The 18,830-nt window shown below is 36.3% G+C and carries 18 protein-coding genes and 1 riboswitch; of the genes, 10 read left to right on the forward strand and 8 right to left on the reverse strand.

Annotated elements, in window-relative coordinates; genetic code table 11:
• Positions 1-205 precede the first annotated feature (205 nt).
• Positions 206-1,477 (forward strand): phosphoribosylamine--glycine ligase, encoded by a 1,272-nt coding sequence (purD, locus tag BAQ49_RS23030; RefSeq protein ID WP_071747195.1) that lies wholly within the window; start codon positions 206-208, stop codon positions 1,475-1,477.
• Between the two features lie 34 nt (positions 1,478-1,511).
• Here purD and BAQ49_RS23035 read toward each other — a convergent pair whose 3' ends face one another.
• The 3 genes from BAQ49_RS23035 to BAQ49_RS23045 all read right to left on the reverse strand — a co-directional run bounded on the left by BAQ49_RS23035 (position 1,512) and on the right by BAQ49_RS23045 (position 3,139).
• A complete protein-coding gene (locus BAQ49_RS23035; protein ID WP_001085172.1) occupies positions 1,512-1,676 on the reverse strand; it encodes a type II toxin-antitoxin system antitoxin in 165 nt (54 codons plus the stop codon).
• Positions 1,677-1,692: 16 nt separating this feature from the next.
• Positions 1,693-2,538: an SPFH domain-containing protein gene (locus tag BAQ49_RS23040; protein WP_071747196.1), complete on the reverse strand. Its 846-nt coding sequence runs from the start codon at positions 2,536-2,538 to the stop codon at positions 1,693-1,695.
• Between the two features lie 223 nt (positions 2,539-2,761).
• The gene (locus BAQ49_RS23045; RefSeq protein WP_000812335.1) at positions 2,762-3,139 is read right to left on the reverse strand and encodes a YgaP family membrane protein; all 378 of its coding nucleotides are present in this window, start codon (positions 3,137-3,139) and stop codon (positions 2,762-2,764) included.
• A 296-nt stretch (positions 3,140-3,435) separates the two neighbouring features.
• Here BAQ49_RS23045 and pcrB point away from each other — a divergent pair, with 296 nt between their 5' ends.
• The 6 genes from pcrB (at position 3,436) to pruA (ending at position 12,186) form a co-directional block, all read left to right on the forward strand.
• A complete protein-coding gene (gene pcrB, locus BAQ49_RS23055; RefSeq protein WP_071747198.1) occupies positions 3,436-4,125 on the forward strand; it encodes a heptaprenylglyceryl phosphate synthase in 690 nt (229 codons plus the stop codon).
• Between the two features lie 12 nt (positions 4,126-4,137).
• Positions 4,138-6,381 (forward strand): DNA helicase PcrA, encoded by a 2,244-nt coding sequence (gene pcrA / locus BAQ49_RS23060; protein ID WP_071747232.1) that lies wholly within the window; start codon positions 4,138-4,140, stop codon positions 6,379-6,381.
• Positions 6,382-6,396: 15 nt separating this feature from the next.
• A complete protein-coding gene (gene ligA, locus BAQ49_RS23065) occupies positions 6,397-8,406 on the forward strand; it encodes an NAD-dependent DNA ligase LigA (protein WP_071747199.1) in 2,010 nt (669 codons plus the stop codon).
• 16 nt (positions 8,407-8,422) lie between these two features.
• Positions 8,423-9,619 carry a CamS family sex pheromone protein gene (locus BAQ49_RS23070; protein ID WP_071747200.1) on the forward strand — a complete coding sequence of 399 codons (1,197 nt, stop codon included), beginning with the start codon at positions 8,423-8,425 and terminating at the stop codon, positions 9,617-9,619.
• 95 nt (positions 9,620-9,714) lie between these two features.
• Positions 9,715-10,485 (forward strand): TSUP family transporter, encoded by a 771-nt coding sequence (locus BAQ49_RS23075; RefSeq protein WP_071747201.1) that lies wholly within the window; start codon positions 9,715-9,717, stop codon positions 10,483-10,485.
• A 153-nt stretch (positions 10,486-10,638) separates the two neighbouring features.
• A complete protein-coding gene (pruA, locus tag BAQ49_RS23080; RefSeq protein ID WP_071747202.1) occupies positions 10,639-12,186 on the forward strand; it encodes an L-glutamate gamma-semialdehyde dehydrogenase in 1,548 nt (515 codons plus the stop codon).
• 308 nt (positions 12,187-12,494) lie between these two features.
• Here the strand turns inward: pruA and BAQ49_RS23085 are convergent, their stop codons facing one another.
• Positions 12,495-13,040 carry a cysteine hydrolase family protein gene (locus BAQ49_RS23085; RefSeq protein WP_071747203.1) on the reverse strand — a complete coding sequence of 182 codons (546 nt, stop codon included), beginning with the start codon at positions 13,038-13,040 and terminating at the stop codon, positions 12,495-12,497.
• A 229-nt stretch (positions 13,041-13,269) separates the two neighbouring features.
• Positions 13,270-13,375, forward strand: a riboswitch (SAM riboswitch).
• Between the two features lie 123 nt (positions 13,376-13,498).
• On the opposite strand from BAQ49_RS23085, the gene BAQ49_RS23095 reads away from it, so the two are divergent.
• The 3 genes from BAQ49_RS23095 to BAQ49_RS23105 are packed head-to-tail and all read left to right on the forward strand — an operon-like array spanning position 13,499 to position 16,049.
• On the forward strand, positions 13,499-14,518 hold the full coding sequence (locus tag BAQ49_RS23095; protein WP_071747204.1) for a methionine ABC transporter ATP-binding protein: 1,020 nt from the start codon (positions 13,499-13,501) through the stop codon (positions 14,516-14,518).
• On the forward strand, positions 14,508-15,173 hold the full coding sequence (locus tag BAQ49_RS23100; RefSeq protein ID WP_001261864.1) for a methionine ABC transporter permease: 666 nt from the start codon (positions 14,508-14,510) through the stop codon (positions 15,171-15,173). The genes BAQ49_RS23095 and BAQ49_RS23100 overlap by 11 nt, the downstream gene beginning before the upstream one ends.
• A 21-nt stretch (positions 15,174-15,194) precedes the next feature.
• On the forward strand, positions 15,195-16,049 hold the full coding sequence (locus tag BAQ49_RS23105; RefSeq protein WP_071747205.1) for a MetQ/NlpA family ABC transporter substrate-binding protein: 855 nt from the start codon (positions 15,195-15,197) through the stop codon (positions 16,047-16,049).
• 170 nt (positions 16,050-16,219) lie between these two features.
• On the opposite strand, the gene BAQ49_RS23110 is transcribed toward BAQ49_RS23105, so the two are convergent.
• From BAQ49_RS23110 to BAQ49_RS23125, 4 genes are all read right to left on the reverse strand, one after another.
• Positions 16,220-16,687, reverse strand: a complete 468-nt coding sequence (locus BAQ49_RS23110; protein ID WP_071747206.1) for an HXXEE domain-containing protein — start codon at positions 16,685-16,687, stop codon at positions 16,220-16,222.
• Between the two features lie 58 nt (positions 16,688-16,745).
• Positions 16,746-16,937: a DUF3926 domain-containing protein gene (locus tag BAQ49_RS23115; protein WP_071747207.1), complete on the reverse strand. Its 192-nt coding sequence runs from the start codon at positions 16,935-16,937 to the stop codon at positions 16,746-16,748.
• A complete protein-coding gene (locus tag BAQ49_RS23120; RefSeq protein WP_084667546.1) occupies positions 16,930-18,111 on the reverse strand; it encodes an ArsA family ATPase in 1,182 nt (393 codons plus the stop codon). The genes BAQ49_RS23115 and BAQ49_RS23120 overlap by 8 nt, the downstream gene beginning before the upstream one ends.
• Positions 18,112-18,186: 75 nt before the next feature.
• A complete protein-coding gene (locus BAQ49_RS23125; RefSeq protein ID WP_071747209.1) occupies positions 18,187-18,669 on the reverse strand; it encodes a MarR family winged helix-turn-helix transcriptional regulator in 483 nt (160 codons plus the stop codon).
• Positions 18,670-18,830 lie beyond the last annotated feature (161 nt).

An 18,830-nucleotide genomic window follows, 5' to 3' on the forward strand; every position in this document is an offset into this window, starting at 1 on the left:
GGTCCGGTCGAGATAACCTTCGCATGTCGTCGTTGCAATGCCAGTGCGGTACTCATGTACGGAAACTACACTCCGTGTCCTCCTGGCGAATGCGCCTCGATCTGCTCGGTTCTCTTGATCCTCCCTTTTAAACTTCTATTGATATGAAAGCAAACTAGGAGCATAGCTTCTAGTTTGTACTTATTTAAGTATTGGGGGATGAAATATGAATGTTTTAGTAATTGGTCGCGGTGGGCGTGAGCATGCTTTAGCTTGGAAATTTGCACAATCTGAAAAGGTAGAAAAAGTATATGTAGCGCCAGGTAATGAAGGTATGCGAGATGTTGCAACACCAGTTGATATTGATGAGAATGATTTCGATGCATTAGTCTTATTTGCAAAAGAGAATAATGTTGAATTAACTTTCGTTGGACCAGAAATTCCACTTATGAACGGAATCGTGGATCGTTTTAAGGAAGAGGGACTTCGCGTATTTGGTCCTAATAAAGCGGCTGCTGTTATTGAAGGTAGTAAAGCTTTTACAAAAGAGCTTATGAAAAAGTATGATATTCCAACTGCGGCATATGAAACTTTTACAGACTATGAAGAAGCAGTAAAGTACATTCAAAAAGTTGGTGCGCCAATTGTTATTAAAGCTGATGGATTAGCTGCTGGTAAAGGTGTAACAGTAGCAATGACACTTGAAGATGCATTACAAGCTGTGAAAGAAATGCTGCAAGATGTGAAATTCGGTGAAGCAAGCAAGAAGGTCGTTATTGAAGAGTTTCTAGATGGACAAGAATTTTCATTAATGGCATTCGTGAATGGAACAACCGTACATCCGATGGTAATTGCTCAAGATCATAAACGCGCTTTTGATGGGGATAAAGGTCCGAATACAGGCGGAATGGGTGCATATTCTCCAGTACCACAAATTCCAGAATCAGCAGTTCAAGAAGCGATTCAAACAGTATTACACCCAACTGCCAAGGCGATGATTGCAGAAAACCGTTCGTTTACAGGTATTTTATATGCAGGTCTTATTTTAACAAATGATGGTCCAAAGGTAATTGAATTTAATGCGCGCTTTGGTGATCCTGAAACGGAAGTTGTATTACCACGCTTAGAAAACGATTTAGTTGATGTATGTAATGCTGTATTAGATGAAAGTGAATTAAAATTACAATGGTCAGAAGAAGCGGTAATCGGTATCGTACTGGCTTCTAAAGGATACCCAGAAGCATATAAAAAAGGTGATATTATTAGCGGACTAGATGCGCTGCAAGATGTGATTGTTTTCCATGCGGGTACAGCGATGAAACATGGTGACTTTGTAACAAACGGTGGCCGTGTACTATTTGTTGCTTGTAAGGCGAATAGTTTACAAGAAGCGAAAGACAAAGTATATAAAGAAATCGGTAAAATTGAGAGTGATGGTCTATTTTATCGAAGTGATATAGGATATCGTGCAATTGGGCATGAGATGACGAGAAGCTAATATAAAAATCCCGCTGATTTCTCAGCGGGATTTTTTATTCATCTTTATCTTTTTTTAATTTTCCTTTTTGCTTTGCCATTTCTCGAAGCAAATACTCGATGTGTGCATTGACGCTACGAAACTCATCATTCGCCCATTTTTCGATGACTGCGTGTAATTCAGGATCAATACGTAATGGAAAGCTTTTCTTTTTAGCCATAATTATTTACAACCTTTTAATATAGGCTTCCTGTATTAATAACTGGTTGCGCACCTTTATCTGAAACGATGGCAACTAATAAATTGTTCACCATATTTGCTTTACGCTCGTCATCGAGTTCCAGTACGCCTTCTTCATCTAACATGTGGATTGAATCTTTCGCCATCTTCACAGCACCTTCAACAATCTCTTTTCTAGCAGCTAATACTGCTTTTGCTTGTTGACGTTGGAGCATTGCATGGGCAATTTCTGTTGCGTAAGCTAAATGCGTTAAACGAGTTTCTAATACTTCTACACCAGCAATTTCAAGGCGTGCTTCTAGCTCACGCTTTAATTCTTCAGAGATTTCTTCAGTGTTTCCTCGTAACGTGATACAAGTTTCATCTTGGAAATTATCATAAGGATATTTTGTTGCAACGTGGCGGATTGCCGTTTCGCTTTGGATTTCTACGAATCGATCGTAATGCTCAACGCCAAACATTGCTTTTGCAGAATCAACAACTTTATATACGATAACAGCTGCAATTTCAATTGGATTTCCCTCAACATCATTTACTTTTAATTTCTTACTATTAAAGTTTTCAACACGTAAAGATACAGTTTGACGGAATGCAAACGGAATTGTTAAAAATAAACCGTTTTGACGAATTGTTCCTAAATAATTACCGAAGAACGTAATGACTTTTGCTTGGTTAGGTTGAACAATACCAATACCTGTAGCGAGAACCGCTGCTAAAATAATTGTTAATGCTGCTACTATGAAAATTTCTTGGACAAGGCAAAATACACCGATAGCGGCTAAAACTAAAATTCCAATAACGCCGAGAAATCCATTAACATAAAATACTTGTTTTTCTTTCATATGATCGCCTCCTGATATAAAAATGATATCACTTTTATATCATTCTATGCAAGGGGTTTACACCTAATTTTCTGAATTTTATTGATTGATTTATGTACGTTTCAGGGATGTAACTCTAAAATATAAGAATGTACGTTCTGTTTTGTGGTAAAATAAAGAAGACTTAACCGCCCACTGCAGCAGCTAAGTCTCTTTGAGAGCATCTTGCGTCGTGACAAATGATTCAAAGCGGTTTTGCCAGGATTATATCTTCAATCGCTGACTCAATCTCTTTGTCAGAAGCGTCATAACTTCCATTTGACTGTGGTTTGTCATGATTGGAAGTTTGGTTCACTTCTTCTTTAGCATGTCCTTTTTCAGCAAAATTCATGCTAGGCATTTTAAATGCGCCCATACTCATGAATTTTCCAAATTTACATACTTCAGCAATAGGGCAGAAACGAACAATCCCCTCTGCAATTTTCATTGCACCAAACCATAGTAAAACTTTAGACCAAGTGCACCAAGGTTTGCGTACGAGTTTAGCGGTACTACAACCGAAGAGGATAAGTCCGAGTGTAATTCGAATTAGAGCATTGATTGTACCGATGTTTTGCTTCATTTGAAAAACACTCCTTTTTGATGAACTTCGAAATAGCAAATACTATTTCTTTTATTAGTATCCCGTGTGCTTTTGATGATATGTAATCCAACATTTGACGTTAAAAAAGATGTTGGAATGGGCGTGTGTGTAAGTAGCTTTTTTTGTTATAATGAAAGAATGCATAAAAGGGAGCGCGAAACTCGACTCGCCTTTGTGAACAGATGTAGTAGAAGAATTTCAAAAATCCTAATAAAAACTAACTGCTTTTTTGAGCAGGGATATAGATATGATTAGAAAAAAGAAAGGGTGTTTTCATGTACGATATTTCCAAATGGAAACATGTATTTAAGCTAGATCCAAATAAGGAGCTAAGCGATGAACATTTAGAAATGATTTGTGAGTCTGGAACAGATGCTGTTATTGTAGGCGGAAGTGATGGCATAACAATTGATAATGTACTACACATGCTAGTAAGCATTCGTAGATATGCAGTTCCTTGTGTGTTAGAGGTTTCTGATGTGGAAGCAATTACACCAGGATTTGATTTTTATTATATCCCAAGTGTTTTAAATAGCCGAAAGGTAGAATGGGTAACAGGTGTTCATCATGAGGCTTTGAAAGAATTTGGGGATATTATGGACTGGGACGAAATTTTCATGGAAGGGTATTGTGTTTTAAATCCTGAAGCGAAAGTAGCCCAGCTTACAGATGCGAAATGTGATGTAACAGAAGAAGATGTGATTGCATACGCGCGTTTAGCAGACAAGCTATTACGTTTACCGATATTTTATTTAGAATATAGCGGTACGTATGGCGACATTGAACTTGTTAAAAATGTAAAAGCAGAATTAAAACAAGCGAAGTTGTATTATGGCGGCGGTATTTCTAATGCAGAACAAGCGAAAGAAATGGCGCAGTATGCTGATACGGTAGTTGTTGGAAATATTATTTATGATGATATAAAATCGGCATTAAAAACAGTTAAAGCAGTAAAAGGAGAGTAGGTGCAGGCGTATATGAGTACGACAGATAGGTTATTAAATGGTTTAAATCCGCAACAACAAAAAGCAGTACAAACAACGAATGGACCACTTCTATTAATGGCAGGCGCAGGTAGTGGTAAAACACGTGTGTTAACACATCGTATTGCGTATTTACTTGGTGAAAAAGGTGTAGCACCATGGAATGTACTAGCTATTACCTTTACAAATAAAGCAGCTCGTGAAATGCGCGAGCGTATTGATACACTTGTCGGACCAGAAGCAGAAGATATTTGGATTTCGACGTTCCACTCTATGTGTGTACGTATTTTACGACGCGATATCGATCGTATTGGTATTAATCGTAACTTTACAATCTTAGATTCAGGCGATCAGTTAACTGTAGTCAAAAAAATTATGAAAGAGCGCAATATTGATCCGAAGAAATTTGAGCCGCGCTCTATTTTAGCTGGTATTAGTAATGCGAAAAATGAATTGTTATCTGCAGATAAATATGCGAAAAAAATTACAATCGCTGATCCATATGAAAAATTAACGAGCGATGTATATACAGAATATCAAAAACGTCTTTTGAAAAATAATTCATTAGACTTTGATGATTTAATTATGACAACGATTCAGCTATTTGAACGTGTTCCAGAAGTACTAGAGTTTTATCAGCGTAAGTTCCAATATATTCACGTGGATGAGTATCAAGATACGAACAAAGCGCAGTACCTTCTTGTTAAACATTTAGCAGCACGTTTTAAAAATCTTTGCGTTGTAGGTGATTCTGATCAGTCTATTTACCGCTGGCGCGGGGCTGACATTTCTAACATTTTGTCATTTGAAAAAGACTATGAGAATGCGCAAGTTATCCTGTTAGAACAAAATTATCGTTCGTCACAAAATATTTTAAATGCAGCGAATGCTGTTATTGAAAAAAATTCAAACCGTAAACCGAAAAAATTATGGACAGACAATCAAGTTGGAAGCAAAATCTCGTATTACCGTGCTGCAACGGAAAAAGACGAAGCGTATTTTGTTGCGAAAAAAATTCGTGACGATATTCAAATGGGAAAACGAAAATATACTGATTTTGCAGTGTTATATCGTACAAATGCTCAGTCTCGTATGGTCGAGGAGATTTTCCTGAAATCTAATATTCCTTACAAAATTGTCGGCGGTACTAAGTTCTACGACCGTAAAGAGATTAAAGATATTTTGGCGTACTTACGTTTAATTGGGAATCCAGATGATGAAATTAGTTTCGCACGTATTATTAACATGCCGAAGCGCGGAATTGGTGCGACTTCTATCGATAAAATTATTAATTACGGTGTACAAAATGGAATTTCATTAACTGCTGTATTCGATGAGATTGAGCATGTTGGAGTAAGTGCGAAAATTACAAAGGCAGTAAAAGAATTCGCAGGTTTATTACACAACTGGGTAAATATGCAAGAGTATTTATCTGTTACAGAATTGGTTGAAGAAGTTATTGAAAAGACAGGCTATCGCGACATGCTGAAAAATGAGCGTACTTTAGAAGCAGAAGGTCGTCTAGAGAACTTAGACGAGTTTCTATCTGTTACACAAACATTCGAATCTCAAAGTGAAGATAAGAGCCTTGTTGCATTCTTAACAGACTTAGCTCTTGTTGCGGATATTGATCGTGTAGATGAAGATCCAACTGCTGGTGAAGAAGTTATTTTGATGACGATGCACTCGGCAAAAGGATTAGAGTTCCCAGTTGTCTTTATTGTTGGTTTAGAGGAAGGGATATTCCCGCATACTCGTTCTCTGATGGAAGAAGATGAAATGCAAGAAGAACGTCGTCTTGCTTATGTAGGTATTACTCGTGCAGAAGAAGAATTATATTTATCCAATGCACAAATGCGTACTTTATTTGGTAGAACAAGTATGAACGCATCATCTCGATTTATTACAGAAATCCCGGCAGAACTAGTGGAATCATTAAATGAAACAGCGCCGAAGCGTGAAACTTCGTTTGGGGCAAAGGGAAGAACGAAAAGTACAACAACAAGTACAACTACAACCCGTTCTCGTTCAGCTTTCGTACGTCCTGCAGCTAAGACAACGGGTGGCGAACAAATTGGCTGGGCAGTAGGCGATAAAGCTTCCCACCAAAAATGGGGAGTCGGTACAGTTGTAAGTGTAAAAGGTGAAGGTGATGCAAAAGAATTAGATATTGCGTTCCAAAGCCCAATTGGTGTTAAACGTTTATTAGCAAAATTCGCACCTGTGACGAAACAATAGGAAAGGAATGAGGATATGTCAAAAGAGATAGCAAAAAAACGTATAGAAGAACTACGTGATTTGTTAAATACATTTAACTATCAATATCACGTATTAGACAATCCTTCTGTTTCTGATGCGGAGTATGACCGTAATATGCAGGAGCTTATAAAATTAGAAGCAGAGAACCCAGAGTTTATGAGTGAAGACTCTCCCTCCATTCGTGTTGGGGGGACTGTTCTTGATATATTTGAAAAGGTAACGCATAAATCACCAATGTTAAGTTTAGGAAACGCGTTTAATGAAGGAGATTTGCGTGATTTTGATCGAAGAGTACATCAGGGAATTGATGATGCGAATGTAAGATATATATGCGAATTAAAAATTGACGGACTTGCTGTTTCACTTCATTATGAAAAAGGACGCTTTATTCAAGGAGCAACACGTGGTGATGGTATAACGGGTGAAGATATTACCCAAAACTTAAAAACGATTAAAGCTATCCCGCTGCGTTTAAATGAAGAAGTAACGTTAGAAGCACGAGGCGAGGCTTATATGCCGAAGCGTTCATTCGTTAAGTTGAATGAAGAGAAAGAACAAAATGGTGAAGATGTATTTGCGAATCCACGTAATGCGGCAGCAGGATCGATACGTCAACTTGATCCGAAAATTGCAGCGAAGCGTAATTTATCTATGTTTGTGTATGGTCTTGCTAATGTAGAAGAAAAAACAATTCCATCCCATAGTGAATCACTGGATTTCTTAGGGGAGCTTGGATTTAAGACGAATCCAAATCGTCGTACATGTGAAACAATCGAAGATGTAATAGCCTATGTAGAAGAATGGCAAGAAAAACGCCCGCATCTTGATTATGAGATTGATGGAATCGTTATAAAGGTAGACGATGTTGCTCTTCAAGAAAGCTTAGGAACTACAGCAAAGAGTCCAAGATGGGCGATTGCTTATAAATTCCCGGCTGAAGAAGTTGTTACGAGATTAACAGGGATTGAATTAAGTGTCGGCCGCACAGGGGTTGTAACACCAACTGCAGAGCTAGAGCCAGTGCGAGTAGCTGGAACTATTGTTCGTCGTGCTTCTTTACATAACGAAGATTTAATTCGTGAAAAAGATATTCGAATCGGTGACTACGTTGTTGTGAAAAAAGCTGGAGATATCATTCCTGAAGTTGTGAACGTTATTTTTGATAAGCGTACTGGTGAGGAAGAAGAATATCATATGCCAACGCATTGTCCAGCGTGTGAGAGTGAACTTGTTCGTTTAGAAGAAGAAGTAGCACTTCGATGTATAAATCCGACTTGTCCAGCTCAAATTCGTGAAGGGTTAATCCATTTCGTTTCAAGAAATGCAATGAATATTGACGGACTTGGAGAACGTGTAATTACACAACTCTTTGATGCGGATTATATTCGTACGTTTGCTGATTTATATTCATTGACGAAAGAGCAATTATTACAGCTAGAACGATTCGGTGAAAAATCAGCAACAAATTTAGTTCAAGCAATTGAGAATTCTAAGGAAAACTCATTAGAGCGATTATTATTCGGTCTGGGTATTCGTCATGTCGGTGCGAAAGCGGCACGTACATTTGCTGAGCATTTCGAAACGATGGATGAGCTTGTGAAAGCGACGGAAGAAGAACTAAAAACAATTAATGAGATTGGTGAAAAAATGGCTCAATCCGTTGTAACGTATTTCGATAATGAAGACGTATTAGAGCTATTACAACAATTTAAAGAGTATGGCGTGAACATGGCATACAAAGGGATAAAAATTGCTGATTTACAAAATGTTGAATCGTACTTCGCAGGAAAAACTGTCGTCTTAACAGGGAAATTAGAAGTTATGGGCCGCAGTGAAGCGAAGAAGAAAATTGAGGCATTAGGTGGAAAAGTAACAGGAAGTGTTAGTAAAAGTACGGATTTAGTTGTTGCTGGTGAAGCTGCTGGTTCGAAATTAGCACAAGCAGAGAAGCACAATGTTGAAGTTTGGAATGAAGAGAGGTTCTTACAAGAGCTGAATAAGTAAGAGGTGCAAACTTACGATGAAAAAAATAGCGTTAGCGGTATTAAGTCTTAGCCTACTTGTAAGTGGGTGTAGCATGGGTTCTAACAAAGATGAAAAAACAGTTGAGAAATCAGGGAAAGCGAAAGAGCAAGCTGTTATCTCAAAATACTCCATTTCGGATGAATATTATAAGACAACATTTCCATTTGATCCAGGTAGTGCACGTGGTTTAGTTGGACAAAGTTTGAACAATCGTCTAGATATAGATGAATTTGAAACGGGACTAATGCGCATTGCGAAAGAATCATTTAGCACGAAAGATTATTTCTTTAAAGGTGGAGACGTTTTAGACACACAAACGATTCAAATGCTTGTGAAAAGAAAGCGTACAGATGCTCAACAAAAAGAGCTAGAGGATAAGTTGAAAAAAGATGCGGTTAAATTTCCAAATATAGGGTTAAACCCTGCCTTAGGTGAAGGATCAGAATCGTTAGAAGTAAAAAATACAAAAAATCCAATGTATATCTCAAATATTTTAGAACATGACTATTACTTACAAAATGGTGATAAAGGTACTGAGCCTGATGGTGTTGTAGTTGGATTAGCGATGAATTCGGTTCATTATTACGAGGAAGAGCATGGTTATCCGCGTGAGGCTAAAATTGAGCAAGAAAAAATGTTAGCTGAAGGGAAAAAAATGGCACAAGAAATCTTGAAAGTCATGCAGCAAAAAAGGCCTGGAATAAAAGATGTTCCGGTTACATTTGCAATTTATCGTCAAGGTCCACAGTCTTCGCTTGTATCAGGGAATTTTGTTTCTTATGCTAAGGTAGAAAAAGGCAGTGAAACGGTTGAGGATTGGAAGCCGATCAATGAGAAATATTATTTGTTCCCGTCTGAACAAGCAAAAGCGGATAATAAACGTGAAGACCTTGCAAGGGTGTCAAACTTTAAATCAAAATTAAGTGAGTATTTCCAAGGCGATTATACAGCTATTATTGGTACTGGAATGTATAGAGATGATGAATTAAAAGAAATGAAGCTCGATATTCCTGTCCAATTCAATGGGAAAGCTGAAGTCATTGGTTTTACACAATATGTAGCTGGACTTGTTATGGAATACTTCCCTAATTATATGAAAGTACAAGTAACAATTAAATCAGTGGAACGCCCAGAAGCAATTATTATACGTGAAGCGAAGCAAGATGAACCACTTGTGAAAATTTTAGATTAAAGATGAAAGCTGTTTCTATAAAGGAACAGCTTTTTTTCTTGAAAAATTTTGTTATAATTTTAAATGTTACAAATAAAGGGGTAAGGGGTAAAATCATGGAAGAACTAAGCTTTCAAGTCATTATTTTATTAATTGCATTCGGGTTTTTAGCTGCTTTTATTGATTCGGTTGTTGGAGGAGGAGGGTTAATTTCGCTTCCTGCGCTTATGTTTGTTGGTTTATCACCAGCTTCGGCAATTGCAACAAATAAATTAGCTGCAACGATGGGGACGCTTACGAGTACAATTTATTTTATTCGATCAGGTAAGGTTGATTTTCGAATTGTAGGAAAGTTAATCCCATTAACTATTGTTGGAGCAGTCGCAGGTGCTTTAGTGGTAAAGTTTATTCCACCTGATATTTTGCGTCCACTAGTACTCGTAATGTTGGTTTTTATTGCCATTTATATTATTGCGAAAAAAGATTGGGGAAGTGCATCTACCTATAAAAAGATGACAAAAGGGAAAACATTAATGTTTTTCTTTGTTATTTTAATGATAGGGTTTTACGACGGATTTTTTGGACCTGGGACAGGATCCTTTTTAATTTTTGCATTTTTATTAATTGGTTTGGATTTTATTCAAGCGGCAGCATCTGGAAAACTTTTGAATTTCGTTAGTAATATCGTATCTTTAATTACTTTTTTATTTTTAGATGTGATTCATTTTGAATACGGTATTATTATGGGGTTATCAATGATTTTAGGTGCTTATTTTGGATCGAAGTTTGCGGTTCAAAAAGGTGTTGGATATGTAAGGACTTTATTTTTATTAGTTACTATTTTATTAATAGGGAAAAATGTTTTGGAATATACTCATATTTTGTAGATTCATACGTATGTATGAATCTCTTTTTTTTATTATATTTTAAAAATTAATTAATTTTTAAAATATAAGTCTAGGAATATTTGAATAAATCTAAATTATCGTGTAGAATAATGTTGTAAAATGTAAACGTTTTTCTAAGGGGAGGCTAAAAAAATGGTAGTAGCATACAAACATGAGCCATTTACAGATTTTTCAGTAGAGGCTAACAAATTAGCGTTTGAAGAAGGTTTAAAGAAAGTAGAATCTTATCTTGGACAAGACTATCCATTAATTATCGGGGGAGAAAAGATCACTACAGAAGACAAAATTGTTTCTGTAAACCCTGCAAATAAAGAGGAACTTGTTGGTCGCGTTTCAAAAGCAAGCCGTGAATTAGCTGAAAAAGCAATGCAAGTAGCGGATGCAACATTCCAAACTTGGAGAAAGTCAAAACCAGAAATGCGTGCAGACATTTTATTCCGTGCTGCAGCAATCGTTCGTCGTAGAAAACATGAGTTCTCTGCTATTCTTGTAAAAGAAGCAGGTAAACCATGGAATGAGGCAGATGCTGATACAGCAGAAGCAATCGATTTTATGGAATATTATGCTCGTCAAATGTTGAAATTAAAAGATGGTATTCCAGTAGAAAGCCGTCCAATTGAATATAATCGTTTCTCTTACATTCCATTAGGAGTAGGTGTTATCATTTCTCCTTGGAACTTCCCATTCGCAATTATGGCAGGTATGACAACAGCTGCTTTAGTTTCTGGTAACACAGTATTACTAAAACCAGCTAGTACAACTCCTGTAGTAGCAGCGAAATTTATGGAAGTATTAGAAGAAGCTGGCTTACCAGCTGGCGTAGTTAACTTCGTTCCAGGTAACGGTTCTGAAGTTGGTGATTACTTAGTAGATCACCCTCGTACACGCTTTGTTAGCTTCACTGGATCACGCGATGTAGGTATTCGTATTTATGAGCGTGCAGCAAAAGTGAATCCAGGACAAATTTGGTTAAAACGTGTTATCGCTGAAATGGGCGGTAAAGATACAATCGTTGTTGATAAAGAAGCAGATCTTGAATTAGCTGCTAAATCTATCGTTGCATCAGCATTCGGATTCTCAGGACAAAAATGTTCTGCATGTTCTCGTGCAGTAATCCACGAAGATGTATACGATCACGTATTAAATCGTGCAGTTGAATTAACAAAAGAATTAACAGTTGCTAACCCAGCTGTATTAGGTACAAACATGGGTCCTGTTAATGACCAAGCTGCATTCGATAAAGTAATGAGCTATGTTGCAATTGGTAAAGAAGAAGGTAGAATCCTAGCTGGTGGCGAAGGAGACGATTCTAAAGGCTGGTTCATCCAACCAACAATCGTTGCTGACGTTGCAGAAGATGCTCGCTTAATGAAAGAAGAAATCTTCGGACCAGTAGTAGCATTCTGTAAAGCAAAAGATTTTGATCATGCACTTGCAATTGCAAACAATACAGAATACGGTTTAACAGGAGCAGTTGTTACTAACAACCGTGACCATATTGAAAAAGCACGTGAAGACTTCCACGTTGGTAACTTATACTTCAACCGTGGATGTACTGGTGCAATCGTAGGTTACCAACCATTCGGTGGCTTTAACATGTCTGGTACAGACTCTAAAGCTGGTGGTCCTGATTACTTAGCACTTCACATGCAAGCAAAAACTACTTCTGAAACTTTATAAGAAATAGTAGAAAAGATCTTCACAGACTGTGAAGATCTTTTCTTTTTGAGAAATTCTCTATAATAGAAGCTAGTTTCAATTAAGAATGTTTTACCAAATATTACTATTTGTTCTTTAGGATTAGTTAAACCCTATTAATAGTGGGATAAACATGTAAATAGAAATAAAACAGCGAGAAAAATTGACTTATTAGTCATATTTTTTAGTATTCATTTTGAGAATTTCCTGTATAATACAATTTGAAAGAAAATCTATGGTTAGACAAGAGAACACTCCTTTCGGTTTTGCTCACTGAAAGGAGTGTTTTTTTAGGTCGCTAAAAACTCTGCTGTACTCATTACATTTGCATATACTCCATTTAAACTCGCCAAAATTGTATTATGAATATAAACAGCTGGTATAGTAGCATTCTTAAATGAAAGATCTTTTGTAGCACAAGCATCGTGTATTAGGGTACAGTGAAAGCCAAAATCAAAAGCAGCCCTTACCGTAGCATCAATACACATATGGGTCATCATCCCGCATATTACGACGTGCTCAATTCCTGAATGTTGTAATCGTTCTAGAAGATTAGTTTCTCGGAAGCTATTTGGATAATGTTTAAGGATAACGGTTTCCTCTCTAAGTGGACGGACATTTTCGTGAATATGGACACCTTCTGTATTGGGTAGGAAAAAAGTAGCGTTATCTTTTATAGCTACATGCTGGATATGAAAAATAGGTTCGTTTCTTATTCTAAAATGTTGCAGTAGCTGATTAGCATATTCACTTGCTTCTACTGGATTACGTAATTCCATCTTTCCATTTGGAAAATAGTCATTTTGAATATCGACGAGCAAAAGGGCTGTTTTCATATATTCATCTTCCTCCGAGTTTCATATTCAAATAATGTTATTCAATTCATAGAGAGGATTCTCCTTTTAAAAAATATGAGGGAGGAGAATTTAACATAACATTGTATTGTGAATTTTTATTTGAAAATTTTAATAGAGAAATAATTAATATTTTTCCGAAAAATGTATTAACTCTTATTATTCTGAGTTCTATAATGAGAATTAATTAAATGATAATTAAATCGATACACTCTTATCCAGAGAGGTGGAGGGACTGGCCCTACGATACCTCAGCAACGGATTTTTTAATACCGTGCTAATTCCAGCAAGCTTAAAGTAAGCTTGGAAGATGAGAAGATGTGAACGAGTACATATAAGTGCTCTCCTTCTTATCTTTTACAAGTGATAAGAAGGGGAGCACTTTTTATTTTACCTCGAAAACTCTACTTCAAGTTTTACAGCATATAGGAGGGAAGAAAATGATTTCTTTTAACAATGTAAGTAAAGTATATGAATCAGGTGGGCAATCTGTTCATGCAGTGGAGGATGTAACGCTATCAGTTGAAAAGGGCGAAATTTTTGGCATTATCGGATTTAGTGGTGCTGGAAAGAGTACGTTATTACGTCTAGTAAACATGCTAGAGAGACCAACTGCGGGAACGATTTCAATAGATGATAAAGATATTACATCATTATCGACGAAAGAATTACGGAAATTAAGACAAAGAATTGGGATGATTTTTCAAAGCTTTAATTTATTTAATTCAAGAACAGTGTTTGGAAATATTGCATATCCATTAAAGTTGGCGAAATTGCCAAAGAATGAAATAAAAGAAAGAGTAACTGAATTACTAAAATTTGTTGGTTTAGAAGATAAAGCAAACTATTATCCAGAGCAGTTATCAGGCGGACAAAAACAGCGCGTTGGGATTGCAAGAGCACTGGCGACATCACCGGATATTCTCATATGTGATGAGGCAACATCAGCTTTAGATCCAGAAACAACGACAGAAATTCTGAACTTATTAAAGAAAGTAAATCGAGAATATAATTTAACGATTCTACTTATTACACATGAAATGCACGTAGTGAAAGAAATTTGTCACCGTGTAGCTGTAATGGAGAAGGGGAAAGTTATTGAAGAAGGAAAACTATTTGACGTTTTCACACAACCAAAAACAAAAACAACTCAAAACTTTGTACGTTCTGTTATTAATGATCACTTACCAGACAGTGTTCTAGCGAAAATTCAAAATGGTGGACAAATTTATCGCTTAACATTTACTGGTGAGGAGACAGGGCAGCCAGTACTATCTTATATCGCGAAGAACTATAGCGTCGATGTAAATGTATTGTACGGAAATATTATTGAACTTCAAAATGTGCTATTTGGAAATCTTCTTGTAGAATTGCAAGGTGAACAGAAGGAAATTCAAAAAGCGTTACAACATCTAAGACTGCAAGTGCAGCTGAAGGAGGTAGAAGCTCATGCGAGTTGATTGGAGTATATTTTGGCCCCGCATATTAGATGCGACGGGGGATACCCTCTTAATGGTAATTGTAACTCTTATATTTGCTACAATTCTTGGTATACCTCTAGGTTTACTATTGTATGTAACAAGAAAAGGAAACTTTTTAGAAAATAAATGGGTCTTTTCTATTCTTAATATCATAATTAATACAATTCGTCCGGTTCCATTCATTATCTTTTTAGTAGCTTTAAGCCCACTAACAAGAAGTGTTATCGGAACGACGATTGGAACAGCAGCAGCAATCTTCCCAATGACGTTAGTTGCATCAATTGGTATTGCTAGAATGGTTGAAACAAATCTTGTTTCTGTTCCGAAAGGGGTAATTGAAGCAGCGCAAGCAATGGGAGCTTCACCAATTAGAATTGTTTTTGAAATTCTTGTGCCAGAAGCGTTAGCGCCATTAATCTTAGGTGTTACGTTTATGACAGTTGGTTTAATTGAATTTTCTGCAGTTGCTGGGCTTGTCGGTGGTGGCGGTCTTGGTGACTTAGCAATGACATATGGTTATCAACGTTTTGATACGTCAGTTATGTTCGTAACGGTTGTTTTACTTATTATTCTCGTACAAATAGCTCAAAATTTAGGAAACTACTTTGCAAAAGTCTTTTTACGCAGATCATAAAAAGGAAGAGGGGAAAAGAAAATGAAGAAAATTTTAGCATTTGCATTATCAGCAATCGTAGGAATTACAGCTTTAAGCGGCTGCTCAGGTGGAGATACAGGTGCAGGAGCGAAAGAGAAAGTAGTTCGCGTCGGTGTAACTGGAACAGATGGAGACGCTTGGGAAATTTTGAAGAAAAAAGCTGAAAAAGAAGGGATTAAAATTAAACTAGTTGAGTTCTCTGATTACACAACGCCAAATAAAGCGTTAGCTGATGGAGATATTGAACTAAACTCATTCCAGCATATCGCTTTCTTAGAGCAATTTAAAAAGGAGCATAAGTTAGATATTACAGCTGTCGGTACAACGCAAATTGCACCAATGGGTTTATACTCTGAACAATATAAGAAAGCAAATGAAATCCCAGATGGTTCAGAAATTGCTATTCCAAATGATCCAACGAACCAAGCTCGCGCATTAAAACTTCTTGATGCAGCTGGATTATTAAAGCTTAAGAAAGACTTTGGATTATTTGGAGATCCAAGTGGTATTGCTGAAAATCCGAAGAAGTTAAAAATTACACCGGTTATCGCACAGCAAACACCTCGTGTATTAAAAGATGTAGCAGCTTCAGTTATTAATAACGGTGTTGCTGGTCAAGCTGGATTAGATCCAGCGAAGGATCCAATCTTCTTAGAAGATCCGAAAAATGAAAATGCGAAGCCATATATTAATATTTTCGCAGCTCGTACGAAAGATAAAGATGATCCAACACTGAAAAAAGTAATTGAACTATATCATTCAAAAGAAGTAACAGATGCAATTAAGAAAGAAACAAATGATGGTTCAATTTCAGTAGATCTTTCACTTGATGAGCTTGAAAAAATCGTAAAATAATTATTGAGTTTAACGACTAACAGTAGGAACCCCTCCGCTGTTAGCTCGTTCAACATATAATCTACTTAACAAACAAAACCCTAATTCTGTACCTTCCAATTTTGTATAACATAGAATCCAATGTTTGTTAAGTAGAGTGATGGACCGGGAGTTTTCCTGGTCTTTTTTTATTACTGAAAGCAGCTAGCGAATAGTAAGGTAATCCAAATTATAATAGGATAAGAAAGTAAGCTGAAAATGAGTGTAATTACGAATTGCTTTTTATGAATTAATTGTTTTTTGGATGAAAAAAAGAAAATAGAAAAGATAACAATGAAAACTGAGGATATTACGCCAGGATTATAGGAGCGATAAATCAAAAACAAAATAATATGTTGCACAGCGTTAAAGAAAATGGCTCCTTGTATAAAAATAATCCAATATATAGAAGACAAGAAGTTTAGTTGATATAGAAAGACGATAAGTACGACGAAGATTGTTAATATGGAAATGGCAATGAAAAATTGTTGGCTAGTTATAAGATGAATTGAAAATTGATTAGCAAGATATTGTGGCATTTGGAAAGCTTCTTCAAGGTTATGAATGAAAAATAATAATGGAATGATCCAAAGCGTAATAGTGGAATGTTTTTTCATCAACTTATATCACTCCAATAAAGTATAGAAAGCCTAAAAAAGGCCCTCTATACAGAGATGATTATTCAATTATGATACTTTTTAAATTATCTTCATGATGGTCTCGTTCTTTCGGATAAGCAGCTAGCTCCTCTTGCAAAATACTTAGCATTTGTTTAGCTGATTGCTGGATTGGAGTAGGTAGCTCTTCTAATATAAACATACCGACTCTTACTTTTGTCCGAATTAATTTTCGTAGTAATTCCTCATGCATGCACCACACCTCCAAATCGAATGTTTAGTACATCCTCTTCAAACTTGGCTCCTTGAATAGAAAGGTGTGTTAATGTTTTTGGTAATGTGATGTTCCGTTTAACAGAGCCGGCTCGAATAATAAGCTCATCACCTTTTTGATTTAATGAAAGTTCACTTTTGTTTGAGAAGGGAATGGACAGAACGAAAATATACTCATCGCCATCTTTTTTCACATATTGTGTGCGACCATTGAATTTCACTTCAGTAGGGGAAGGATCGGATTTAAATAAAGCATTGCCTACACGCTCTAACATAGGTAAACCAACAACTTCTTGTTCAAACATGGGAGCTTCGTAAATAGGAAGCGGCTGAAAACTATCTTGAATTAATGTTTTATATTTCTTTTGCGTATCTTTCCATGCTTGAAAATAAGGATCGGTGACAGTGTGAGGGATGACACGGTTAATCATGATGGCATCTACGTTATAATCGTATAAATTTAAATAAGTAAAACTACGCTGAGCTTCTTTAATGACCATTTTTTCAGGATTTACAACGATGCGGATACTTGTTATTTCTCGGTTCGATAAAATATCTCTCATTTCTCCAAGCTGTTCAAGTGTATTTGTTAATTCGTCCATAATATCATCGGTTGGAAGGGGGACACCAAGAAGTGGTTGAGCTACAGGACGAACGACTTTTAAAACTTTTCTTTTAATAGGAAATAATTTTTCCATCCACCAACCGAGCATGTCAGGAAAACTAAGCATTGCTAATGTTTCTCCTGTTGGAGCGCAATCAATGATGATAACGTCGTATGTGTTTTTTTTATAATAATCGAGTACTCGAAGTAAGCTAATTAAATCTTCCATACCAGGAAACATCGTTAATTCTTCTGTCGTAATATCATCAGCTGCTTTGGAAGTGAAGAGCAGTGTAATGTATTTCTGTAACTTTCCCCAGCCTTTTTCCATTTCATAAATCGTATTAATCTCTTGTGCCCATAAATTTTCTCGAATTTCTAATGGTTCAGAAGATAGTTTTATGCCAAATGAATCTCCTAAACTATGAGCAGGATCTGTGCTCATTACTAATGTTTTTAATCCTTGTTTTGCACTTTGAAGTGCTGTTGCTGCTGAAATGCTAGTTTTTCCTACGCCGCCTTTACCTGTATACAAAATCATTCTCATCATTCTATCCCCTTTGTTTCGGATATCGAATATTACGAGTGTCGAAATATTTAATTGAATAAAAACCCAGCTAGGGTTTTATTCAATCGGAATGTTCTTCATTTTAGGTGTAGAAACTTTTTCTTCTGTTTTTTGCTGTGACGTAGCGATGTGATTCATGATCTTTTGGAAGATTTGTAGTAGAAATGCTTTTTCTTCTTCTGATAATGCTTCTGTCACTAGGCTAAAGTAATGGGCTGCATTTTGTTTTACTTCTTGAACGAGCATTACGCCGTTTTCTGTTAAGCGAATTAATACGATACGTCGATCGCTTTCATTCCGGTAGCGCTCAATATACTCCTTTTTTACAAGACGGTTTACAACACCTGTCGTTGTACTCATCGGTATATCAAGAAGATCGGCAATTTTTGTCATTGTAATATCTGTGTTTCGCTCCATCCAAAGCAAACAAAATACTTCTGTTTTAGAAAGTGTTAAATCTAGACTGACCCATTCTTCAGGATAGAAAAGTTTCTTGGCGTTATCTAGCAGTAAGTCTAAAAAATGTTCATATTGCAACAATTATTTCCACTCCCGTATATTTCGAGGTTCGTAATATTTGTTTTTATTTTATGTGGAATTGAAATAAATGTCAATAATTTTAACTGTTTTTTCGGATTAGACAGAAAACTATCTTTAAAATAATATTTTTTTATGATAGATTTATAAATAGCAAAATAGAA

Origin of the sequence: Bacillus proteolyticus, assembly GCF_001884065.1 — a bacterium.
Lineage (GTDB): Bacteria > Bacillota > Bacilli > Bacillales > Bacillaceae_G > Bacillus_A > Bacillus_A proteolyticus.